This is a genomic window from Cellvibrio sp. UBA7661 (assembly GCA_002483365.1).
GTDB lineage: Bacteria > Pseudomonadota > Gammaproteobacteria > Pseudomonadales > Cellvibrionaceae > Cellvibrio.
Map to the genome: position 1 here is coordinate 32,501 of DLHT01000013.1, position 25,433 is coordinate 57,933.

General features: G+C 46.6%; 11 protein-coding genes. 9 read left to right on the top strand and 2 right to left on the bottom strand.

The features are described from left to right. Positions 1-18: 18 nt before the first annotated feature. Both B2739_RS11210 and B2739_RS11215 read right to left on the bottom strand, forming a co-directional pair. Positions 19-1,482: an MFS transporter gene (locus B2739_RS11210; protein WP_331345944.1), complete on the bottom strand. Its 1,464-nt coding sequence runs from the start codon at positions 1,480-1,482 to the stop codon at positions 19-21. 218 nt (positions 1,483-1,700) lie between these two features. Then, the gene (locus B2739_RS11215) at positions 1,701-4,112 is read right to left on the bottom strand and encodes a glucan 1,4-alpha-glucosidase (RefSeq protein ID WP_331345945.1); all 2,412 of its coding nucleotides are present in this window, start codon (positions 4,110-4,112) and stop codon (positions 1,701-1,703) included. Between the two features lie 480 nt (positions 4,113-4,592). Between B2739_RS11215 and B2739_RS11220 the strand changes: the two genes are divergently transcribed. The 9 genes from B2739_RS11220 to pulA all read left to right on the top strand — a co-directional run bounded on the left by B2739_RS11220 (position 4,593) and on the right by pulA (position 25,286). After that, on the top strand, positions 4,593-6,215 hold the full coding sequence (locus B2739_RS11220) for an alpha-glucosidase family protein (RefSeq protein WP_331345946.1): 1,623 nt from the start codon (positions 4,593-4,595) through the stop codon (positions 6,213-6,215). A 635-nt stretch (positions 6,216-6,850) separates the two neighbouring features. Next, positions 6,851-9,730 (top strand): TonB-dependent receptor, encoded by a 2,880-nt coding sequence (locus B2739_RS11225; RefSeq protein ID WP_331345947.1) that lies wholly within the window; start codon positions 6,851-6,853, stop codon positions 9,728-9,730. Between the two features lie 109 nt (positions 9,731-9,839). Further along, complete coding sequence (locus B2739_RS11230) at positions 9,840-11,372, top strand: tryptophan halogenase family protein (RefSeq protein ID WP_331345948.1); 1,533 nt, start codon at positions 9,840-9,842, stop codon at positions 11,370-11,372. Positions 11,373-11,648: 276 nt separating this feature from the next. Continuing rightward, positions 11,649-14,438 carry a TonB-dependent receptor gene (locus B2739_RS11235; RefSeq protein ID WP_331345949.1) on the top strand — a complete coding sequence of 930 codons (2,790 nt, stop codon included), beginning with the start codon at positions 11,649-11,651 and terminating at the stop codon, positions 14,436-14,438. 154 nt (positions 14,439-14,592) lie between these two features. Beyond that, positions 14,593-16,437: a glycoside hydrolase family 13 protein gene (locus B2739_RS11240; protein WP_331345950.1), complete on the top strand. Its 1,845-nt coding sequence runs from the start codon at positions 14,593-14,595 to the stop codon at positions 16,435-16,437. A 41-nt stretch (positions 16,438-16,478) separates the two neighbouring features. Next, a complete protein-coding gene (locus B2739_RS11245) occupies positions 16,479-18,344 on the top strand; it encodes an alpha-amylase family protein (RefSeq protein ID WP_331345951.1) in 1,866 nt (621 codons plus the stop codon). Positions 18,345-18,483: 139 nt separating this feature from the next. Next, positions 18,484-19,641 carry an acyltransferase gene (locus B2739_RS11250; RefSeq protein ID WP_331345952.1) on the top strand — a complete coding sequence of 386 codons (1,158 nt, stop codon included), beginning with the start codon at positions 18,484-18,486 and terminating at the stop codon, positions 19,639-19,641. Between the two features lie 72 nt (positions 19,642-19,713). Then, entirely contained in the window at positions 19,714-21,219 is a 1,506-nt protein-coding gene (locus B2739_RS11255) for a tryptophan halogenase family protein (protein WP_331345953.1), read from the top strand. A gap of 317 nt (positions 21,220-21,536) precedes the next feature. After that, the gene (gene pulA, locus B2739_RS11260) at positions 21,537-25,286 is read left to right on the top strand and encodes a pullulanase-type alpha-1,6-glucosidase (RefSeq protein WP_331345954.1); all 3,750 of its coding nucleotides are present in this window, start codon (positions 21,537-21,539) and stop codon (positions 25,284-25,286) included. The last annotated feature ends 147 nt before the right edge of the window (positions 25,287-25,433 follow it).

Sequence of the window (25,433 nt, forward strand, 5' to 3'; positions counted from 1 at the left end):
TTTTCGCATTCTTAAATATCAATGCCCCTGTGGAGCCAACTCGATTTTTGTCTCAGCATCCTTCACGAAATACACTGAAAGAGCGCCTAAAATCATACATGCGCCGGCGAGCACCAAAATATAAATGGCTTCGTTGTGGAAAACGTATTTCAAAATTTGCCCTGCAACCAAGCCAGAGACAATTTGCGGTGCGGCGATGGTGAAGTTGAAAATGCCCATGTAAACGCCGGTTTTATCTGCAGGTAATGAGCCTGCAAGAATCGCGTAAGGCATAGCGAGAATGGCAGCCCAGGCGATGCCGATGCCGATCATGGGGATTAATAATTCCAGCGCGCCCTTGGGCACATCTACTTGCGTCAGCCACAAATTCACATGCACCACTTCCGGGTTTTGAAACAGAATAAAACTCATGTAACCCAAGCCACCCGCAAGTAGTGAGAGCGAGTAGGTGAGCTTGCGGCCAAAGCGATTGGCGATGCGTGTCAGTACAATCGAAAAGAGTGCAGCAAAGAGTGAATAGGCAGCGAAAATAATGCCCACCCAGTCGCCTGCTGCGCCTTTTGCGGCGGCAATTTCTGGCGGAATGGTATCGAGTGAATGTAAATAATCGGCATCAAACCATTTGGCTTCTATGCCCCAAATATGTTGGGTGATGGCTGGTGTGGTGTAAACCCACATAATGAACAGCGAGAACCAGGAGAAAAATTGCACCACGGCGAGTTGGCGCATGGTCTTGGGCATATTGATAAATAATTGCCAGAAATTTCCCAAGCGTTGCGCAATAGATTTTTTTTCTGCCGGTGCCGCAGCTGTTAACCCTTTGTAGCGATTGTAATCGGCGGGCGCATATTCTTTGGTGCGAATGACTGTCCAGAGCACGGTGAGGAATAATGCACTGGCACCGATATAAAACGCCCAGGTGACCGTAGGAGCGACTTCACCTTTAGGGGCAGTATTTTCCAGCCCGATCAGATTGGTGAGCACAAACGGCAATATAGAGCCGATTACAGCGCCGATATTAATCAGCAGCGCCTGGATGGAGTAACCGAGTGTGCGTTGTTCATCGGGCACCATATCGGCAACCAGTGCGCGGAACGGCTGCATGGTCACATTAAATGCACCGTCCATTAACGCCAGCATCATTCCGCCAAATAACATAGGCGCCATAAATGCGACGAATAGCGATGCGTTGGGCATCAGCAGCATGCCGATAGCGGCGGCAATCGCACCGCCAAGGATGTAAGGGCGGCGGCGGCCGACGCGGTTCCAGGTGCGGTCAGATGCGGCACCGACAATTGGCTGCACTAACAAACCCATAATGGGTGCGGCGAGCCAGAAGAGTGAAAGTGAATGCAGGTCTGCGCCTAAATCCGACAGCACACGGCTGACGTTGGCATTTTGCAATGCGAATCCGAGTTGTACCCCTAAAAAACCAAAACTGACATTCCAGACTTGCCAGAAGGGGAGCGTGGGTTGTTTCATCGTGTAGCGCCTTTGTTAGCGTTGTTATCGGTAAGGTTTATTTTCTTATAGTGATTTTTTAGTTCATCATTTGGTTCAGTAAATCATTTTGTTTTATTGATCTTTTGGTGTTGCTGATTGTGCGCGAAATACTCGCTGTGTTTAAACGCAAAACCCGTTTTCAAAATAATTGAAAACGGGATGCTTGATGTATAGCGCTTGCCAAAGAGCGAGGCCGATTACTTCACATAGCGCGCTTCAGTGCTCGCGTTTCTGTCCCACACTTTTCCATCGCTGTAGCTGCGCAATAATTTCACGTATTCCGCGTGTGTCCATGCCAGTGGTGTTGCGCCGTTAGTGCCTTCGCCCAGTGCATAGTGATAGGCATCGTTGTTGCCAACGCCGTCCCAGACTTGTTCGGGCAGCATCATGCCCTCGTTGGCAAACAGCTCCATTGCTTTTACATAAGTATTGCGCAATTTTTCCATGTCGATGCTGTTATTGGTTTTGGCCAATTGCAATTCATAGTGGCCGCGTTCACCGGTAAAGAACGGCCATACGCGTCCGCGCCCTTGGGTTGAGTTGTTGGCTTCCACATAACCAAAACCGGTTTGCACATCTTCGCCATAGCCATCAATTCCATAGCGACGCCAGCCGGGGAATTTGCCCTCAACACCAGGGAAGGTGAATTCATATTTAAGGCGCAGTAAATCAGGCAATTGTTGGTTGTCATACTCTGGAAGTGTTTCAAGGATGTGCTTGTCATTTGCGGCGCGTACACCGTAACGCACCAATTCTAAAAAGCCACCGTCAATCACTTGCGATTCATCGCTGATCACTTGCGCATTGCGTGTGTCAAGCGCGCCTTTATCATTAGGATCGTCGTTGGCGTTGATGCGCAAATAATAATTGCTGTTGCCCAGTTCACCTGTGAGTGAGCCGGATGTGGTGTAGGTTAGTGCTTCCAATTCGCTGGAATATTTATCGGCTGCTGCTGCATATTTTGCGGCGCTTTCAGTATCACCTGCTTGTGCGGCTATGTCAGAAGCAGACACCAATCCTGCGATAACGGCGGCAGTCGTTGAGGGCGAATAACCTTGTTGCTCTTCCCAGCGCTCTTGCTGTGTGTACGGTGGTTTGATGGTGGTGTCGTTCCACATGATTTTTACCGCGCCGCCATCTACTAAAAAATCGGCCGCAGGTTTGAGCATTTTTTTGTACCAGTCAGCAATCTCTGCATCACTCAATATCCCTTCTTTCCACAAGCGCCAGCCGAGCATCAATGGCATACCGGTTTGGTCAAGCTGCACGCCTACCCATTCAGGTTCGCCATCAACGTGGGTTTTTTGCAAGAACCAACCGGGTGTTCCGGTGTAGCCTGCGATCTTGTCGCTCGCTTGTACTTGCTGCAAATATTCAAACGCGATGCGCGGTGATTCGGTATCGCCCAGTGCCAGCATCGCCATTGCAACTTGATAAAAATCGCGCGGCCATACCGCTTTATAACCGGTGGCTGATTGCTCTGCCGGTTTGGTGTCGCCCCAGGGGTTGGAGAGCGATGCGATGAATGCGCCTGCGTGGGTTTTATCTTCCTGTGCTTTTAATACCATGGCGCTGGTGTACAGTAATTTTCCGCCGTCAGTAGCGGTGGCCGATAAAGTTTCCAGTGCAGGTAATTTTTGTAAAAAATCTTGCCAGCCAATTGCATCGCCATCGCCGTTGTAATGGGCGAGCACTTTGTCGTAACCCGTTGTTAATGTTTTGTCTGCAGCGGCGATACTCTCCGTTTCATTTTTACCGAAGCCCAATACAAAATCCCACTGCGCGGTTTCACCTTTTTTCACGGCGGGCAATTCCAGCGTGAAGGCCACATTGCCTTTGGTGTCGCCGGTGGAGGTATAAAGTTTGCTGAGCGCGCCGTTATTTTTCAGGTCATCAAGGCCATCGGATACGCCTTCAAAACCGACGGTGCTTTGCGTCACTTGTGCACTGGTTTTGAGTGACATGCTGGTGTTGCCGTCGGTAGTTGTCCATGCACCCTTGGAATAGATTGCACTATCGTTGCTGCCGGTATTGGCAACCGCAGGGTTGGCGTACAGATAAGCGGTGACATCGTCATTTTGTGCGCGCACGATGACACGCATCATCAAGGTTTGTGAATCAGGATCGGTGAAAAAATGTTTTTCAATTTCGTATTTTCCGTCTTTATCTTTGTTCACAATTTTGTATGCGAGCGATTGTGGGCGGCCTTGTGCATCGGTGGTGAGATAGTGTGTGCTGGATACAGTGTCTTTCTTTTCTTCATCCAAAAAGTCACTGCCTTTGATAAAAAATTGCAGCTCTTGTAATTGCGCTTCGTGAATCAAACCAAACATGGTTTCAGTGAGTACGCCTTGCGCAATAGAGAACCAGACTTTGGAAATAGTGCCGCTTGCACCGGTATCGTTATAGTCGCCGTTGGTGTAGGTCTCATAGGAAGTGCCAATTCCGGTTTTACCGGCATATGCCCATACCGCACTTTTTCCCGGCGCGCCCGGTGCAACGGCCACTGTGCTGGTGTTGTCAGTGGATGCTGGTTTGTCTGAGCAGCCGCTCAACAGCAGACTGCTCCCAATAAATACAGCGAGAAGATTTTTTTTCATATTATTCATGACAACACTCTCTTTAAATTGCTCTTGTTGGATGATTCTTATCGATCGATATGTAGATCGGTGTGTAGATGGAAGTACAAATTAAAAATCCGGTCTTTATTCGAATTGGAGTATTTTCTGCATTGTTATGTCTGCACGGCTATAAGCCTCGCCTGTCATAGCAGAAATGACTATTTCGACACCATAGGCGTTGGCTAGAATCAACTCAAGGGCGTGCATACGTATTCAGAATGCATACGTATGCATCTGAGAGTAGCCCGCTTTTTTTGGGCTGCATAAAATTTTTTGTGGGTTATGAATACGTATTCTATGAATTTTTCAGGGGCAAACGGCCTCTTGCCGACTTGCATACGTATGTAGTCACTTGGCGAAAAAAAACGGCTCGCGTATGTTTGGCATACGCAATTCAGACTATTAGCCTTGGGCGGTCCAAGGAATGAATGATGTCTGAAAAAAAGAAATAACAAGAGATTCCCGCAAATGACAACAACTCCCTGGTGGCGCGGTGCGGTGGTGTATCAGGTATACCCACGCAGTTTGATGGACGCCAACAACGACGGCATAGGTGATATTCCCGGCATCATTAGCAAACTGGATTACATTGCGAGCCTCGGCGTGGATGCCATTTGGGTGTCGCCGTTTTTTAAGTCGCCAATGAAAGATTTCGGTTACGACATCAGTGACTATCGCGATATCGATCCTATTTTTGGCACCCTTGCTGATTTTGATGAGCTGATTGAAAAGGCCCATGCGCGCGGCATCAAAATTATTATCGACCAAGTGCTTAGCCATACTTCTGACCAGCACGCCTGGTTTGCCGAGAGCCGTGAATCGCGCGATAACCCCAAAGCCGATTGGTATGTATGGGCTGACCCCAAGCCAGACGGCACGCCGCCGAATAATTGGCTGGCTATTTTTGGTGGCTCGGCATGGGAGTGGGAGCCGCGCCGTTGCCAATATTATTTGCACAACTTTTTAAAAACCCAGCCGGATTTGAATTACCACAGCGATGCTGTACGCGCGCAAATTCTGGATGAGGTTGAGTTCTGGTTAAAACGCGGCGTCGATGGTTTGCGTTTGGATGCAATTATTTTTTGCTATCACGATAAATTGCTGCGCGATAATCCCGCCAAGCCGGTTGAGGAGCGTAGAGGGCGCGGTTTCCGTGAAGATAATCCCTATGCTTTCCAACGTCATGTGTTTGATTGTGATCGCCCTGAAAACCTGCAGTTTTTGGAATCGCTGCGCACATTAATGGATCGCTACCCTGGCACTGTAACCCTGGGTGAAATCGCCTCGGAAGATTCATTGAAAACCATGGCGGAATACACTGCGGGTAATTCGCGCTTGCACATGGCCTACAGTTTTGAATTGTTGGTCGATCAGTTGTCGGGCTCTTATATCCGCGAAACGGTAGAAACCCTGGAAAAGAATTTGTTGGAAGGTTGGCCGTGCTGGTCCATCGGCAACCACGACGTTGTGCGTGTGATGTCGCGTTGGGGCGGTAAAAAACAATCGCCCCAATTAGCTAAAACATTGAATGCGATGTTGCTCTCATTGCGCGGTAGTGTCTGTGCTTATCAGGGCGAAGAATTGGGTCTGACTGAAGCGGAAATCCAGCAGCATGAATTGCAAGATCCGTATGGCATCACTTTCTGGCCGCGTTTTAAAGGGCGCGATGGCTGCCGTACGCCTATGCCATGGGATCACCGCCATGAACACGCCGGTTTTTCGCAAATAAAGTCATGGTTGCCGATTGCGCCGGATCACAAATCAAAAGCGGTGAGTTTGCAGGAAGATGATTCCGCTTCCATACTCAATGCGTATCGCACCTTTATGCACTGGCGCAAACAGCAGCCTGCATTGCGTTTGGGTGATATTGAATTTGTAGCAGATGCCCGGGATTATTTGGTGTTTATCCGCCGTCATGGTAACGATGCGCTGTTGTGCGCGTTTAGTTTCTCTGATGTTGAACAGGTTATTTCACTGGGCACGAATTATCAGCTGGATGAAATTGCCGGTCATGGTTTTGGCTCGGTAACTGGCGCTGTGGGTAGCATTTCTGTGCCTGCTTACGGAGCGGTTATTGCGCGTGTGATGTAATTTTTGTGGCAGCACACGGTTGTTGTGTTGCCATTAGTTGATACTATTTTTTTGTTACTCGTGTTTTCTGTAGTTAATGTAGTTAATGTGATTAATTGTTTTTCCGGTAAGTTTTTTCTCGTTAGTTGCTTTTCCCTTTGTTATTGGTCTCGCTTGCAAGAGGGCTTAATGCCCTCTTTTTTTATGTCTATTTTTATATCTCCTTTTGCATACCCTTTTACATCTCCTTTTGTATCTCCCGTTCTGCTGTCGCTTTATTCTTTTTTATATCACTAATTATTCTCTTAGAATTTTTCTTTATTTACTTTTGGTTTTTAAATTGCTGGATTGAAATAATTAATCAGCTAGTCTTCAACTAGATTTAAAGTGAAACACCCTATTGCACCTTGAGGAGTAGGATTACAACAGAAGGTTTTCCGGTAACCCGTGTTGCGTTATCTGTGTGATTGCATACGTATGCGGTCTTTTGAATACGTATGCATTCGGTTGTGAGAGATAAGGGCTAAGGCCTACTATCGTTTCAACGACAAAACCATTCTGCATTGCGCAGGTTTCTTCTTATTTGCGCAGAAGGAAACGTCGTTAACGCATTATGTTAACAATAAAAGCTATACCTCCGCGGAGAGACAAAAATCATGAGAAAACCATCGTTCAACCACATGCTTGCTCTGGCTACCACCATGGCCATGGTGGCAGGCTCACAAACCGTTTATTCCCAACAGGCAGCTTCTGAAGTAGAAGAAGTTACCGTTACTGGCTATCGCGCAACGGTGTTGAACTCTATCGATACCAAACGTCAGTCTGACGTAGTTGCCGACGTAGTTGATGCGTCTGCCGTAGGTTCATTGCCTCAGGTATCGATTGCCGATGCACTGGGCCGCATTCCCGGTGTAACCACCGTGCGCGATTCAGGCCAATCATCGCAATTAAATATTCGCGGTATGAATGGCGACTTTATTCAAACCACATTGAATGGTCGCGAACAAGCCACTACCAGTTCGTACACTGAAAGTTTGCGCTGGATGTCATTCGACCAATACCCGGCTGAATTAATCAGCCAGGCAGCAGTTTATAAAACTCCAAAAGCATCGCACATTGAAGGTGGTGTTGCTGCGGTAGTTGAATTGAAAACAGTTAACCCGCTGCAAGCGGCAAAAGATCACAACTTTAACGCGGGCGTGCGTTTGTCGCACAACGACGATGCAACCGGTGATGCCGATGGTGAACGTTACAGTCTTTCATACCAAGGCAAATTCCTGGACAGCACTTTGGGTGTTGCGTTGGGTTATTCCAGCCTGACCCAGCCCAACAATTTCGACGGCTCACGCGCAGCAGCCGATGGCCAAATTGGTTACGCTTCTGCCAATTCTGATTTTGCTCGCGCTTACCAATTCCAAACCGGCTACGGTGACGATCAGCGCGATGCTTATATGCTGACCGCTGTGTTCCAACCAAACGATGTATTCAAAGCGCAGTTGGATTATTTCAAATCCGAATTTGAATCAGAAGACAAACGCCATGGTGTAACCGTGGGTGGTTTATCAAATGCATCGGTAACTAATGGTGTTATCAGCATTGGCGATCCCAAAACCACCGGTGATTCTTCGCCGTGGATTGAAGCGCGTACCGAAGACCAATCCACCAATGCAGATTCTGAAAGCATCGGTTTGAATCTGGAATTCCAACTGACCGATACCACCACGCTCACACTGGATTACACCGATAGTAAAGGTGATAAAACCCGTAAAGACCGTTTGGTTTCTATGCACGCGTATCAATTCGGTACTGCAACCGGCAACCTGAATGGCACAACCGTCACTGCACCTACCTGGGAAGAACTTGCGGGCCAAACTATTTCCATCGTAGAAAATGGCGAAGAAACGCCAACCATTTCGTTTAACGATCCTAACTTGCTGACCAGCAGCAATATGCGTTTGTCTCGCTATGAAGAATATCCACACGTGTACACCGATGAAGTGGAAAGCTTTAAAGCGGATTTGAAACAAGAAGTGGAAATGCCTCTGATCAAATCGTTTGAAGCAGGTGTGCGTGTATCCGAGCGTGTATTTGATTCACAGCGCGGTACTTTCCTGTACGGCGCACGCGATGGTCAATTCAGTTATGTAGATGGCAGCGGTAACTGGCAGTCCTATTGCGCCGATAACATCACCGATCCATTTATTGCTTGTACTCCACAAGAAATCGATGGCTTTGTGTCGGTAGGTTCAGTCGATGGTGCACCTGATCACTTTGTGGTGAACATGCAAGGTCTGGCCGATGAATTGTTTGGTCCGGGTAATTACCAAGGCAAGCAAGTATTCAGCCGCGATTGGACATTTGTTGAATCTGGTGCGCTTGAAGAACAAACCGATGCATTTTATTTAATGGCCAATTTGGAAACTGAATTGGGCAGCATTCCGGTGACCGGTAATATCGGTGTGCGCTATGTGAAATCCGATGTGAAATCCAAAGGCGTACAAAACGTTGGTGAAGGTAACGGCGAACCGATTACCGATGATGTAGGTGTTACCCAGACCAACTACAAATACGTTGAATACGGCCCTGAGTTTAGCGATACGCTGCCAAGTTTGAACCTGAACTTTGAATTGAGCGATAACGATGTATTGCGTGTTGCAGCGGCGAAAGTGATGGGCCGTCCACCAGCAGGCCAATTAAAAGGCGGTGCTGGTTCATGGAATGGCGGTGATCGCGGTGGCAACCAGTACAACGTATGGACCAAAGGTTCTCCTTACCTTGATCCATTCCGCGCTAACCAATTTGATATTTCTTACGAACATTATTTTGATAATGGCGGTGCAGTGACTGTTGCCGGTTTCTGGAAAGATATTGAAAGTTTGGTAGAAAATATTTCTTACAATCCGGCTATCCAACGCGACAGCAATGGCAATCCGGTATTGGATGGCAGCGGTAATGTGATTGTTACTGAAGACACATTGCCAATCTTCCAGGCGAATGGTTTGGAAATTCCAGCCGGTATGGTGGCAGGTACTTACCAAACTGCAGTGAACAATGAGAAGGGCGGTTACATCCGTGGTCTGGAATTGGCCGGTACTTACACCTTTGATTCATTGCCGGGTATTTTTGGTGGCTTGGGCGCTACCGCGAGCTATTCTTTCACCCAGAGTGAAATGGAAATTACCGGTGGTTCACTGTTCCAGGACAAACTGTCTCTGCCAGGTCTGTCTGAAAACGTGTGGTCTGTGACCGGCTTCTGGGATATAGGCCAATTCAGCACCAACCTCAACGTGCGTTATCGCGATGAGTATGTGTTGAATATGCCTGTACCTGGCAGCTCTACACCGGTACTTGGTCAGCCCTATACCACTGTGGATTACCAGGCTTCCTACGCGTTCGATAACGGTGTGGATGTAGTGTTTGAAATCACTAACGTAACCGATGAGCCGGTTGTATTGTCTTACGGTCAAGAAGGTCGTTTGGGCGAATACAAAACCTTTGGTCGTCAGTTCTATGTTGGTGTGAACTACAAGTTCTAATCGCCTGAAATAACACTGGGAATTCCCAGCGGCAACCAGGAACCGCCCGTCGAGCCGACTTGACGGGCGGTTTTTTTATAAAAAAAGCAGCGATGAAAAAGGTGTGGTTATGGGTGTTGTGATGAATGGCAAACGCGTATTGATTTTGGGTGGTGGTACCGCTGGTTGGATAACGGCAAATTTAATGGCGACCCATTGGCAAGACAAAGGTTTTGACATTACCTTGGTGGAATCACCGGACATCGGCATCATCGGTGTTGGCGAAGGCTCAACACCGCCGCTTAAAAGTTTTATGGATGTAATCGGCGTTGAAGAAAGCGAGTGGATGGCAGAATGCAAAGCCACTTACAAAACCGGCATCACCTTTAAAGACTGGTCCATCAAACCCGGATTCACGGAATACTTTCATCCGTTTTTATCCCAGCCTGACCAATTCAGCGCGCCTGCATTTTTTCATAACAGTCATTTGCGCCGTAACGGCGTTGATCTTGAAGGGCATCCCAATCATTTCTTTTTGGCAACTGAATTGGCGCGGCAAAAACTAGCGCCGATTGCGCCGCCTAATTTTCCGTTTGAAATTAATTACGGCTATCACTTTGATTCTGCCTTGCTCGGCAAATTTTTAGCGCGAGTTGCCGCGCGAAAAGGTGTGAAATATATTCAGGCTACCTTGCAAGAAGTGATATTGGCAGATGATGGCAGTATCCGCTCGCTCAAAATGCGCGATGGGCAAGAAATTACAGCCGATATTTATGTAGATAGCACCGGCTTTAACAGTGAACTGTTGCAAAAAGCATTGCAGGTTCCGTTTATCAGCTGTGCAGAAAGTTTGTTTAATGATTCCGCTGTGGTATTTCCAACGCCGCAGCAAGATAACATTGATGTACAAACCATTGCGACCGCAATGAAATACGGTTGGGCGTGGAAAATTCCGCTCACTCATCGCAATGGCAATGGTTATGTGTATAGCTCGCGCTTTTGCGACAAAGACAATGCAGAAACAGAATTTCGTGCGCATTTGGGTTTGTTGGATGCGGATATAGAAGCGCGTCATTTGAAATTTAAAGTTGGGCGCGTATCCGAACAGTGGCATAAAAACTGTTTGGCGGTGGGCTTGGCACAGGGTTTTATCGAACCACTGGAAGCCACTGCGTTGGATATGGTGCAAGAAACTGTTGCGCGTTTTATTGAGGCTTATAATAACGGCAACTATACCGACCAATTTCGCCAGGATTTTAATAACCGCATTAATGCGCGCTTTGATGCGGTGCGCGATTACATTGTGTGTCACTACCGTATTTCATCGCGTACTGACACCGATTATTGGATTGAAAACGGGCGCAATGAAAAAATTTCCAATTCCTTGCGCGCGATTTTGACCAGTTGGATACAAGGTAAAAATATCACCGATGAATTGGAACGCCAAAAGCTGGATGCGTACTTTCCGAACGTCTCCTGGAGCTGCCTGCTGGCAGGAAAAGGGATTTACCCAACACAGGCGCAATTAAAACCTGGCAATGAATTGGCACACCAGTACGATGTGGAAAAAGTGCATGCGTATATCCGTGGTTGTGCGCTGAATTTCAAACCCCATATGGAGCAGCTTTCACTGCTGGAAAAGGCCGCAATGAAAGTGGCCTGACCGGAAACTACGGGCAACAACGTTTAACTCCGCAAAACCACTTTGGTATTGGTTCCATTATTTTTGTGAATGCATACGTATGCGGTCTTTTGAATACGTATGCGGTCTTTTGAATACGTATGCATTCTATTGTGAGAGTCGATAGCAAAGGCCTACCATCATTTCAACGACAGAACCATTCTGTGTTGCGCATATTTCCCCGTATCGCGTAAGAAGGACCGTCGTTCACGCAATACGTTAAAAATAAAAGCTATACCTCCGCGGAGAGATAAAATCATGAAAAAGCCATCGTTTAACCACATGTTCGCACTGGCCACTACCATGGCTATGGTAGCGGGCTCGTCTACTGTTTATGCTCAAACCCAATCTGCTGCGGCAGAGAAAGAAGTTGAAGAAGTTGTTGTTACCGGTTTCCGTCAAAGCGTTTTGAATGCAATTGATGCAAAGCGCAATTCCGATACTGTTATTGAAGCGATTTCTGCCGATGATATCGGCGGTTTGCCCGATGTTTCTATCGCTGACTCGCTGTCGCGTTTGCCTGGCGTCACCTCTGTGCGCACTGGTGGTCAAGCCAGTGAATTGAACATTCGCGGTATGAGCGGTGACTTTGTTTTCGCTACCATGAATGGCCGTGAACAAGTCAGTACCAGCACCGGCCCTATTGCCGGCCGTAAAATTGAATTTGATGTATATCCATCTGAATTGATTTCACAAGCGGCGGTTTACAAATCACCAAAAGCATCGCTTATCGAAGGTGGTGTTGCGGGCAGTATCGAACTGACTACCGTTAACCCGCTGAACAATACCCAGGATCACTCGTTCAATATGGGAATCCGCGGTAGCTCCAATAGCCGCACTTCAGAAGTAGAAGATGCAATTGATTTGGGCCATCGTTTTAATGCGTCTTATCAAGGTAAATTTGCTGACGATACCCTTGGCCTTGCATTTGGTTACGCCAAGCTGAGCGCGCCAAGTGTTGCCAACCAATACATTGGTCTGCAATACAATGGCCGCGGCAATATCGACGGCGATGCCGATGATGAATTCATCAGCGAAGGTATGGAAATGCAACAGCGCGGCGGTGAAGAGCAGCGCGATAGTTACCTCGGTACTTTCGTGTGGGCACCGAGCGATACCTTTACCCTGAAGGGCGATGTATTTAATACCAAAGCAGACTCTGAAGCATTTGCGCGCGGTATCCGTGTGAAAACACTCGGCTCTGCCAACAGCATTACCAACCCGATTATTTCTGGCAACAGCATGATTGGCGGCACCGTATCCGGCGATGGTACAAGCAACTTTGCCGTATTTACCGTTAACGATAACGACTCACGCGAAGCGGAAGTTTTATCTTATGGTTTGAATGCTGAATGGAAATTGGATCAGTGGACCGTTAATGCAGACGTATCTTTCTCTGAATCCGATGGCGATTTCCAAAACGGTGGCACCCGTGCACTGTTGTACAACGATACCAGTGTTGTTAATCCAGTGCGTTCACCAGAAACCATTACCTACAAAAACAATGGTTTGAACCCTGCAGATTTTACTGCTAACCAAAACTACACCGATTTGAACCGTATTGCGTTGACTGAAGTGGGGCAGTGGCCATTCATTACCCACAACGAAATCAATGCGCAAAAAGTGGATGTGAAGTACGAATTTGAATCCGGTTTTGTAACCTCTGTTGAAGCGGGTGTTCGCAACTCTTCACGTGAATACACCGGTAAGCGCGGTCAGGAAGGTTATGGTTCAGAGTTTGGTAACCACCCTTCTGAATTCCCGATTCAATTGACTGACGACATGGTAAAAGTGGTCAAATTTGGCGGCGACCTTAAAGGCATGCCTAACTTCTTTGCGATTGATTTTGACGAAGCCGTTGCTGCTGTTGAAGAGGCTCGTGGCAGCGATTGGAATCCTGTTGCAAACTGGTCCAACAACTGGACCATGATCCAATCAGGTACCGTGACCGAAGATGTACTTGCTGGTTATGTCATGGCAAATTTTGCAACTGAAATGGGCTCAACGCCTGTGACAGGTAACCTGGGTGTACGTGTGGTTGAATCTGATCAATCCAGTACCGGTTATTTGCAAATTGGTGCAGGCGCTGGTGAAGCTATCGCCGACGAGCGCGGTGTTGTCAGCAATGATTACGTGCCTAACACTCTCGGCCAGAAATACACCGATTACTTGCCATCGTTGAACCTGAATTTCCAAATTACAGAGCAAGACAACATTCGTTTTGCTGCTGCAAAAGTAATGTCGCGTCCACCGGTGAGCCAATTGAAATCGGGTGCAGGTTCCTGGATTGACGGCGAAGATAGATTCAATGCATGGGGCAATACCAGCCCATTGCTTGATCCATTCTATGCCGATCAATATGACCTGTCGTACGAGCACTATTTTGCGGATACCGAAGGTGCAATCGTTATTGCATTGTTCCGCAAAGATATCGAATCGTTCATTGAAAACATTACCCTGCGCGGTGTTGATTTCAAAGAACTCGGTTTCAACGTACCGGATATTAACCCCAACACTGGTAATCCACTGAAGCCAGGTGGTGAATATCAAACCGCTTACAACAACACCAAAGGTGGCTACATTCAGGGTATTGAATTGGGTTACACCCAAACCTTCGATTTCTTGCCAGGCATTTGGTCTGGTCTGGGTGTGAGCAGCAGCTATTCCTACACTGAAAGTGACGTTGAGCGTATCAATAATCTGGGCGGTGAAGACAAAGATATCGGTATGCCAGGTTTGTCACCAAGCAACCTCAGTGCAACCCTGTTCTATGACTACGAAGGCTTCTCAACCCGTTTGAACTATCGCTACCGCGAAGCATTTGTGGCCAACCAGGTTGCAGTTGAAACGCAAGAAGTGTTCTACGCCGATGAATCAGTAGTGGACTATCAAGCGTCTTACGAATTCGACAATGGTGTTGAGCTGGTATTCCAGGTGAACAACCTGACTGATGAGCCTTCAAAAACCTACTTTGGTACTGAAGCGCAAACCGGTTCTATCCAGTACTTCGGCCGTCAATACTTCTTTGGTGTTAACTACAAGATGTAATGGCAGTGCCAGTACGACCTTGAGCAAATCAATCACCCGCATGGCGTGCCATGTGGGTGATTTTTTATCTGCCCTCACTCATTTTTAAATAATTGTTTGTTTGATGAGTGCGAGCCAACTGAAAAAAATTAAAAAAATGAATAGGAGAATAACAATGATGCGGTTACTTCCCTTGCTGCTATTACTTTGCACCCTGACGGCATTCGCCCAGTCACATACTATTTACCACTTGGAGCCTGCTAACTGGTGGGTGGGTATGAAGTACCATCAGGTTGAACTCATGGTGCATGGCGATAACATCAGTGCAACACAGCCGCACATTGCATACCCTGGCGTAAAAATTCTTTCGGTAGTAAAAACCGATAACCCCAATTATGTATTTGTCACTATCGATATTGCGGCTAACACCAAGCCAGGAAAATTTCCTATTGAATTTCAGCTCAATGGTGAAACACAAAGTCGTTTTGAATATGCGTTATTCGAACGCGAAAAAAATTCTGCACAGCGTCAGGGTTTTTCTGCAAAAGATGCCATTTATTTAATCACGCCCGACCGTTTTGCCAACGGCAACCCCGCGAACGATGCAATGCCTGGGTTAACAGAGCAGCCCGATCGCGCCTATAAAGGCGGCCGTCACGGCGGTGATATTGCGGGCATGATGCAACATCTGGATTACATCGCCAGTATGGGCTTTACCCAAATCTGGCCAAATCCGCTCACTGAAAATAACCAGCCGCGATATTCCTATCATGGTTACGCCGCTACCAATTTGTATTTGATTGATGCGCGCTACGGCACCAATGACGATTTCAAACGCTTTGTGCAAAAAGCAAAACAAAAAGGGATAGGTGTTATTCAGGATATCGTACTCAATCACATAGGCTCGGAGCATTGGTGGATGAAAGATTTACCTGCGAGCGATTGGCTTAATTTTCAAAGTGCGCCCGAATTTACCAACCATCGTCGCACCACAGTGCAAGATCCTTATGCAGACACGCGCGATAAAGAACTGTTTGTGAATGGCTGGTTCGTTAATTCCATGCCGGATTTAAACCAGCGCAATCCGCAAATGGCAAATTATTTAATCCAGAATAGTTTGTGGTGGATTGAATACGCAGGCCTGAGCGGTGTGCGTGAAGATACTTACGGCTACGCCGATGAGAAATTCTTATCGCGCTGGGCAAAAGCGATTATGGATGAATATCCCCGGTTTAATATTGTGGGTGAAGAGTGGAGCACAAACCCGGCAGTAGTCGCCCATTGGCAGCGGGGCAAAGAAAACAAAAGCGGGCATGTATCGCACATGCCAAGCGTCATGGATTTTCCAATCCACGAAACCCTGCGCCATGTGTTGGTAGAAGAAGAGAGTTGGGATAAAGGGTTTGTCCGCTTGTATGAAATGCTGGCAAATGATTTTGTATACGCTGATCCGTTTAATTTAGTGGTCTTCCCGGAAAATCATGACACCTCGCGTATTTATTCGGTGCTGAATGAAGACATGGATTTATTCAAGACCGCAATGATTTACAGTGCAACCATGCGCGGCATTCCGCAATTTTATTACGGCTCGGAAGTATTATTGACCAGTCCTAAAGAGCGTGACGACGGTGCCGTACGCGCCGATATGCCCGGCGGTTGGAAAGATGATAGTAAAAATGCGTTCACTGGAAAAGGGCTGACCAGTAAAGAAAAAGACGCACAACTGTTTATGAAAACCTTGCTCAGCTGGCGTAAAAAATCCGAGGTGATTCATCGCGGGCATTTGCGCCACTACGCACCGGAAAAAGGTGTGTATGTGTATGTTCGCTACTTGGATAATAAAGCCGTCATGGTGTTGTTAAATAAAAACAAGCAAGACACAACACATTCTTTGGGTGCCTATAAAGAATTTCTGAACGGAAAGAAAACCATGCGCGATGTACTGGCGAATAAAAAAATAGCAGTCAGCGATTCATTGGTTTTGCCGGCCAAAACGTCGCTGGTTCTGGAAATACAATAATGCAATTGATTATGAAGCGGATTGTTCTGGCGGGAAATACAATGAAAACAAAAATGATGATGAGCGGTTTGGTGTTGGTGCTAGCGTCTTGTACGAGCACGCCGCAACCCAATGCAGAAAAGAAAGTAGATGCGCAAGGAAAACCTGTGGTTTACCAAATTTTCACGCGCTTGTATGGCAATACCAATACCACCAATAAACCCTGGGGCACGCTGGAAGAAAATGGTGTTGGAAAATTCAACGACATTAACGATGCCGCCTTGCAATCACTCAAACAGCTCGGCGTAAGCCATGTGTGGTACACCGGCGTTCCGCATCATGCAGTGATTCGCGATTACACCGCTTTCGGTATCAGTAACGATGATCCCGATGTGGTCAAAGGCCGCGCCGGATCACCTTATGCCGTAAAAGATTATTACAACGTAAATCCCGACCTTGCAGTGAATCCGGCCAATCGCTTGCAGGAGTTCGAAGCATTGATTGCACGCACCCATGCGCAGGGTATGAAAGTGGTTATTGATATTGTGCCCAACCATGTTGCGCGCGCGTATCACTCCATTAGTAAACCCGTAGGTGTTGAAGATTTTGGTGCGCGTGATAACACGCAAGTGGAATACGCGCGGGATAACAATTTTTATTATGTGGTTGGCGAGCCATTTAATGTGCCTGAGGCGCTGAATAATTATCGCCCTTTAGGTGGCGAGGCACATCCATTGAGTGATGGAAAGTTCGTTGAAAATCCCGCGAAATGGACTGGCAATGGTTCGCGCCTTGCGCAACCAAAATTTGATGACTGGTACGAAACCGTAAAAATCAATTACGGTATTCGCCCCGATGGCAGCAAAGATTTCCCCGAATTGCCTGCAGGTTGTGCACAAAAAACGGTGCAGGAGCATTACCAATTCTGGCAGGGAAAATCGGTTCCTGATTCCTGGATTAAATTCCGCCAAATTGCCGAATATTGGTTAGCAAAAGGCGTGGACGGTTTTCGGTTTGATATGGCAGAAATGGTGCCGGTGGAATTTTGGAGCTATTTGAATTCATCGATTAAACACAAAAATCCCGATGCGTTTTTACTGGCAGAAGTTTATAACCCGGCTGAGTACCGCAATTATTTGCAGCTGGGAAAAATGGATTATCTGTACGACAAAGTGGAAATGTACGATAGCTTGAAAGCGATTATGCAAGGTAAAACCGGCACCAGTGCAATTGCCTCGGTACAGGCGGGCATGAGCGATATTGAAGAACACATGCTGCACTTTTTGGAAAACCACGATGAGCAGCGCATCGCCAGCCCTGAATTTGCCGGCAGTGCTGAAAAAGCCAAACCGGCGATGGTGGTGTCGGCATTAATCAGTCGCTCGCCCACCATGTTGTATTTTGGTCAGGAGGTTGGCGAAGCGGGCGCGTTGGAATCCGGTTTTGGCGACCCATCGCGCACCACTATATTCGATTACGCTGGTGTACCTGCGCATCAGCGCTTTATGAACAAAGGTAAGTTTGATGCAGGGCAATCAACGCCTGCGGAAAAATCCTTGTTGCAGTTTTATCGCGAGCTGATGACGCTCTCGGCAAACGAATCGGGTTTTAATGGCGAGTATCGTGAACTGCATGGCGCTAATCTGGCAAATCATTCCGGTTACGATGAGCAGGTTTTTGCATTCGCCCGTTGGAATACTGCGCAGCAATGGTTAGTCGTCAGCAATTTCAGCGCAACTGAAGCGCGCACATTTAATTTGCAAGTAACACCAGAGCTGGTGAACGCCTGGAATCTTTCCGGCAGCGCGCTCTTGCAATCGCGTTTGGGTAATAACAACACTTACGAGTTGGTGGTGCGCGATGGGCGGGCTTATGTCGCCATCCAGTTAGCACCATTGGAATCGTTAGTGTTGCAATTGCAAAAATAAATGCTGTCATTGTTAGTGATTATTTTTGGCATTAATAATTGTAAACTGAGCATCTGAATACGTATGTAGTGGGTTGGTTGCAAAAAGTTCCTTGGTTATTCTGCGCGCATAACAGCAAATAATTTAGTTGGGATATTGTATGCAGCCAGCTCATTCCTCTGCGCTTAGCCTTGATTCCGCGCGCTATATCCATTCCCTGACGCCTTTGCGCGGTCTTGCTGCGTTGTGGGTTGTTGTCTTTCATATTGATGTCAGTCTTTATTATCGTGACCTTGGTGCGTTATTGCCTCGTACCAGCACGGGTATATTTTCACAGGGCTACTTGTGGGTTGATTTTTTCTTTTTACTCAGCGGTTTTATTATTGCGCACGTCTACGGTGAGCGGCTTCAATCAAGTAATAAGCCGCATGCTATTAAAGAATATCTCTGGGCAAGGTTTGCCCGCATTTATCCTCTGCATTTGTTTACTCTGGCATTGTTAGTGCTGATTGCACCTGTAGTTGCTTATTATTTTCCGGCGGTAGTAGACGGCAGTTGGAAAACCTATTTTGCCTGGAGTGCGATTCCCTCGCATTTATTGTTTACCAATGCAATGAACCAGCATGAGTATCTTTCCTGGAATATGGTGTCTTGGTCTATTGGTGCAGAATGGTGGACGTATATTGCTGCGCTTGGCTTGATCATCGGTTTATGGAAAAAATCATTACCTATTGTTGTAATAGCTATGTCGGCAGCCTTTTTATGTTTAGCTGGACTGGTGTATTGGTTGCCAGAGAAAAAATTGGATATCACATTCAATTATGGTTTTTGGCGCTGTTTGTTTGAATTCATTATTGGTCTGGGTATTTACCAGTTTTATGTGCGCAATTGTGTCCATCGCTGGCTAAAACGGGATATCGTTTTTGCTGCACTGTTGTTGGGAATTGCGGCAACATTTCATTTTAAATGGCCAGACCTGATTGTTATACCGCTGTTTGCACTTTTGATTCTGTCAGCAGCTTATAACAACAACGTTTTTTTTACGCTATTGCAAAAGCCATTGTTGCAGTACCTGGGCACTATTTCCTATTCGATCTATTTAATGCACGGCCTATGGTTTTTCGTTTTCTGGTTCAGTTTTCCTTTTGTCAAAGTGGAGTATGAATTGGAGCAGATGCCGCTATTGGCAAAGTGCGGTTATATCCTGATTTTTATCGCGCTCACGCTGGGTTCTGCGCATTTTTCTTATCGTTATATAGAAGTCCCCGGTCGCCGCTGGTTTAATCCACGCTGTTTGTGGGCTAAAAATAATCCTTAAAGAAAAGATGATGAAACTATTAATAGCGTGTTGTCAGCTATACTCGGATGATTGCAGCATCAGGTGGTATGTATGATCAAAAAAATTATCATTTTAGGCGGTGGTACAGCGGGGTGGATGGCAGCCAATATGCTGGCAAAACGCTGGGCAAACCGGGGTATTGATATCGCCTTACTGGAATCGACCGATATTGGTATTGTTGGTGTGGGTGAAGGTTCAACACCGCAGCTCAAATCTTTTTTTGATTACATGGGAATCGCTGAGCAGGAATGGATGCCTGCCTGTAACGCTACCTACAAAACCGGTATCCGGTTTTGTAATTGGTCTACCAAAAAAGGGTTCGAGAATTATTTTCATCCCTTTCCTACGCAGCCGGATGATTATTCTGCACCGGCATTTTTTTATAATGCATTTGTACGGCGCAGGGGCGCGGATGTTTACGCGCATCCGGATAAATTTTTTCTGGCAACCTATCTCGCATCCCATCATTTAGGTCCGCAGCCCGATCACCGTTTTCCATTTCAGGTGGGTTACGGTTATCACTTTGATTCTTCATTGGTTGGTCAGTTTTTAAAAGAACACGCAAAAAAATTGGGCGTCACCCATTTGGATCATCGTGTTGTGGATGTCCGGCTAAATGCACAAGGTTATATATCCCAACTGATGACGGATGATGGCCAGGCATTGGAGGGAGACTTTTTTATCGACTGCACCGGTTTTGCAGGATTACTGATCCAAAAAACATTGCAGGTGCCTTTTGTCAGTTTTGCTAAAAATCTGTTTAACGATTCTGCGGTCGTTATGCCGACAGCACAGGTTGATGATTTTGCACCGCAGACAACATCCACTGCACTACAGTATGGCTGGATGTGGAATATCCCACTCACTAACCGAGTGGGAAATGGTTATGTGTATAGCTCTGCATTCTGCTCAAAAGATGCCGCTGAAGTTGAGCTGCGGACACAGCTGAATATGTTGGATTCCGATGTGCCAGTGCGTCACCTGAAAATGAACGTGGGCCGTGTGGAGCAGCATTGGGCAAAAAATTGTTTGGCTGTGGGATTGTCGCAAGGTTTTATTGAACCATTGGAAGCAACCGCGTTGCATCTTGTGCAGGAAACAATTTTAAGTTTTGCCGAGGCCTTTGAGCAGGGCAATTTTTCCGAGCAAGAGCAGGCTTCATTTAACCAAAAAATTAACCAGCGTTTTGAAGCAGTACGCGATTATATCGTGTGCCATTACCGTGTTAATTCGCGTACCGATACTGATTACTGGCGAGAAAATGCCAATAACAATTACTTGTCCGATTCGCTGCGCCGGTTATTACAAGTCTGGGTATCGGGAGACAATCTCACACAAGAAATCGAGCGGCAACAGATTGGCGGTTACTACCCATCGGCATCCTGGCATTGTCTGTTAGCTGGTTACGGTGTTTTTCCCGAGCAAAAACAATTAAGTGCCGGTAATGCAATCGCCAATAAATACAAACTTGAAACGATAGAAGATTTTATTAGTCGTTGTGCGTTAAATTTCTCATCGCACAAATCACAATTGGCTGCGCTCAGAGCGCACATGTGAGTCTTGGTCATCCTTTTTTACGACTAAAAAATTTCCTGCTAATAACATGCATTTTTTAACGCTGCGAAATAAAAATATTGCATACGTATGTAATGTTGCTTTTCCCTATGAATACGTATGTAACCGCTTGTTGTCATTTCTGTTAAAGCCCTAGTATTCGACTCATGCTAGGGATGACAGTTTTATAGTGAATCCCTTTCTGCTTTTCCCGTTTTATCGTCGCTGTTGATAAATTCGGCGCAGCTTTGCTGCGCCATTTTTTATCGTGTGTTGGTTTAACGCTATCTACTTTAATAAAAATAAACGAGATCATTACTATGAAAAACACCTTAATTGGGTTGTGGAGCCTGACGCTGGCTTGCGCTATCCCAGCATCGGCCTTGGCTGCACCCACCTCCGTTACACTAGCAGGAAGTTTACAGTCAGAGCTGGGATGCCCGGCAGATTGGCAGCCATCTTGCGCAACCACTTTTTTAAGTAAAAACGGCAATCTTTGGTCTGCAACTTTCACCGTTCCTGCGGGTAGTTGGGAATATAAAATTGCCATTGATGGTGCCTGGACAGAAAACTACGGTGCCGGTGGTGCCAAAGATGGTGCAAACATCGCGTTTGCAATAACGGAAGAAAAAACCGTTACCTTTGTTTACGACGAAGTGACTCACGAAATTAGCGACGATTCCCAGGATGGTGTGGTAGCACCAGTAGAACCGCAACCGGATTTCGTGACTATAGCGGGCGATTTGCAACAAGAATCCGGTTGCCCGGATGATTGGCAACCAGAATGCGCCAATACCCAAATGGAATTGAATGCAGCCGATAAAATATGGCGAAAAACATTATCGCTACCTGCAGGCAACTGGCAATTTAAAGCAACATTAAATCAAGGCTGGTCAGAAAATTATGGCGCTAATGGCGCTGCCGGCGGGAGCAATATCAATCTCTCACTTTCTGCACCGCAATCCGTGACCTTTTATTACAGCCACAAAACCCATTGGATTACGTCCAACGCAACGTCTGTTATTGCAACTGCCGTGGGTAATTTCCAATCCTTGTTGGGCTGCCCCGGCAATTGGCAACCGGATTGCTTGCGCACCTGGTTGCAAGATGTAGACGGTAATGGGCTGTATACCTTCAGTACCACTGCATTGCCTGTGGGAACCTATGAAGCCAAAGTGGCGACCAATGAAAAATGGGATGAAAGTTACGGCGATAATGGCAATAACATCAGCTTCCGTGTTGATACGCCTAAACAAAAAGTCGTGTTTACTTTTGATGCTGCTAATAAAAAAGTGTACATCGGTGATGAAGTGGTTGCCGGTGATTTAAAAACCGCTAAAGCGCATTGGTTAACGCGCGACACTATTGCAGTCAATCTTCCTGCTGAACAATTAACAGGCGCAACAGCACATTTACATTTCTCCAGCGATGCCAGCCTGTCTACCAGCCCTGCCGGTGTAAGTGGTGGCGATACTATTGCATTGACTTATGATGCTACTGGTTTAAGTGATGCATTAAAAAATAAATATCCGCATTTAAAAAATCTTTCCGTATTCAAAGTTGCTGCAGCTGATCTTGCTCGCGTTGGCTACATCCTCAAGCAGCAAACCGCTATCTCCGTGAATGCAGCCAATGGTAATTTGTTGGAAGCGACTGCACTGCAATTAGCAGGCGTACTCGATGATGTATTTGCCTATAACGGCAATTTGGGTGTGATTTATTCAGGAGCGGTTCCCAGTGTAAAACTGTGGGCACCTACCGCACAAAAAGTGACGCTGCATGTATTTGATGATGCCAATCCGCAGTCAACCGCTACGCCTTATGCAATGCAATTGGATGAAGAGTCTGGTGTGTGGACTGCAGAAGGGAATGCTAATTGGAATCGCAAATATTATTTGTATGAAGTGGAAGTGTTTGTTCGCCATACCGGGAAAGTTGAAAAAAATTGGACAACCGATCCTTACAGCCTGAATACCTCTATCAATGGCAAACGCAGCCAGTTTATTAATCTTGCCGATGCGGATTTAAAACCTGCAGGCTGGGATAGTTTGGCAAAACCGGTATTTAAATCGCCCGAAGATATGGTGATTTATGAGCTGCATGTGCGCGATTTCAGTATTCAGGATGAAACCGTACCAGCAGCAGAGCGCGGGACTTTTGCGGCGTTTACGAAAACCAACTCCAACGGAATGAAGCATTTAAAACGTTTGGCGGATGCGGGATTAAGCCACGTGCATTTATTGCCAGCCTTTGACTGTGCCACCATCAATGAAAATAAATCCGAGCAAAAAACACTGACGGACAATCTCGCCAGTTTTGCACCTGACAGCGAAATGCAGCAGGCGGCGGTAGAGGCAATTCGCGGGCAGGATGGCTTTAACTGGTGTTATGACCCGCACCATTACACCGTTCCCGATGGTGGTTATGCCACAGATCCTGACGGCGTTACACGTATCCGTGAATTCCGCGCAATGGTTGCGGCACTGAATAATGCCGGTTTGCGTGTGATTATGGACGTGGTTTACAACCACACCAGTGGTGCATTGCTGAGTGATAAATCGGTGCTGGATAAAGTGGTTCCAGGTTATTACCACCGTTTAAATGCGCAGGGCGATATTGAAAGAAGTACCTGCTGTGAAAATACCGCCAGTGAAAATGTAATGATGGAAAAATTGATGCGCGATTCTATCCGCACCTGGGCTACGGCTTACAAAGTCGATGGTTTCCGCTATGACATTATGGGACATCACACCAAAGACAATATCGTCAGTATTAAAAATGACATTCAATCACTGACCGCTAATGCGGACGGTGTTGATGGTAAATCAATTTATTTTTATGGCGAAGGATGGAATTTTGGTGAAGTAGAAAATGATGCGCGTTTTGTGCAGGCGCGTATTGGCAATATGAGTGGCACCGGCGTAGGCACCTTTAATAATTTTATTCGCGATGCCGTGCGCGGTGGCGGGCCATTTGACTCCGGTATTGCGCATATCCAAAACCAGAGTTTTATCAACGGTTTGTATCTGGACCCTAACGCTGAAAATTCGGCAAGCGCTGCTGCCAAAGAAAATTTACTCAAGCAAACCGATATGCTGAAAGCAACACTCGCCGGAAGCTTGAAAGAATTTTCGTTGGTGGACTACACCGGTAAAACCCAAAAAGCATCGGCAATTGACGGTGCTGGTTATACGCTGGATCCGCAAGAAACCATTAACTATATCGAAGCACACGATAACGAAACCCTGTTCGATATGATCCAATACAAAGCGCCACTGGCAACCAGCATGGCCGACCGCGTGCGTATGCAACATCTTGGCAACGCGCTTGTATTGTTTGCCCAGGGCGTTCCGTTTTTGCATGCCGGGCAGGAAATGCTGCGCTCCAAATCAACTGACCGCAACAGTTATGATGCTGGTGATTGGTTTAACTTGCTGGATTTTACCTATCAACAAAATGGATGGGGGCGTGGTCTGCCACTGAAAGGCGACAACCAACAAAACTGGAATGAGTCACGTTTATTGTTGGCGAATCCGGCATTGAAGCCTGCTCCGGCAGATATCAGCACTGCACTGGAACGCACATTGGAATTATTGGCTATCCGCAAAAGTTCAAAACTGTTCCGCTTGGAAACGGCAGCGCAAATTCAGGAGCAAGTAAAGTTTTATAACAACGGCGCTGATCAGGTTCCCGGTGTAATCGCTATGTTGTTGAGCGATAGTAAGGCGAATCTCGATCCTGATGCGGAAATGATTCTGGTGTTGTTTAACGCAAATGTCACGGCTAAAACCTTGACCTTGAGCGACTTGAAAAAATCCGATTTGGCTCTGCATCCGGTGCAAAAGAAGTCAAAAGATAAACGACTGAACGATGTCAAAATCAATCCTGCCAAAGGCGAATTCACTGTGCCAGCAAGGTCGGTTGTTGTATTGGTCTCAAAAAAAAAGTCACTAGGAGATGATGCCCCCGCAACTCCTGAGACTCCGGGCAAACAGGGCGGGGGCAGTCTGGATGCATGGTTGTGCAGCATACTGGTGTTGCTGATGCTCCCTTGCAGCCGGAAGATTTAAAAAAATTAATCAGCAGTAAAATTGCTCGTTAAAGCAATTACCCTCTGGTGTGAATAACACTTCTTTAAAAAGCGCAGCTGGTCTGCGCTTTTTTTATGCCTAAGCAGTTTGAATCTTGAGCCGCTATAATCTAATCGCTTAATCAAC

Bases quoted from the DNA above. Each gene is read 5' to 3' on its own strand.
- B2739_RS11230 (WP_331345948.1), top strand. From the start codon at position 9,840: ATGGGTGTTGTGATGAATGGCAAACGCGTATTGATTTTGGGTGGTGGT.
- B2739_RS11235 (WP_331345949.1), top strand. From the start codon at position 11,649: ATGAAAAAGCCATCGTTTAACCACATGTTCGCACTGGCCACTACCATG.
- B2739_RS11240 (WP_331345950.1), top strand. From the start codon at position 14,593: ATGATGCGGTTACTTCCCTTGCTGCTATTACTTTGCACCCTGACGGCA.
- B2739_RS11250 (WP_331345952.1), top strand. From the start codon at position 18,484: ATGCAGCCAGCTCATTCCTCTGCGCTTAGCCTTGATTCCGCGCGCTAT.
- B2739_RS11225 (WP_331345947.1), top strand. From the start codon at position 6,851: ATGAGAAAACCATCGTTCAACCACATGCTTGCTCTGGCTACCACCATG.
- B2739_RS11255 (WP_331345953.1), top strand. From the start codon at position 19,714: ATGATCAAAAAAATTATCATTTTAGGCGGTGGTACAGCGGGGTGGATG.
- pulA (WP_331345954.1), top strand. From the start codon at position 21,537: ATGAAAAACACCTTAATTGGGTTGTGGAGCCTGACGCTGGCTTGCGCT.
- B2739_RS11210 (WP_331345944.1), bottom strand. From the start codon at position 1,482: ATGAAACAACCCACGCTCCCCTTCTGGCAAGTCTGGAATGTCAGTTTT.
- B2739_RS11245 (WP_331345951.1), top strand. From the start codon at position 16,479: ATGAAAACAAAAATGATGATGAGCGGTTTGGTGTTGGTGCTAGCGTCT.
- B2739_RS11220 (WP_331345946.1), top strand. From the start codon at position 4,593: ATGACAACAACTCCCTGGTGGCGCGGTGCGGTGGTGTATCAGGTATAC.
- B2739_RS11215 (WP_331345945.1), bottom strand. From the start codon at position 4,112: ATGAATAATATGAAAAAAAATCTTCTCGCTGTATTTATTGGGAGCAGT.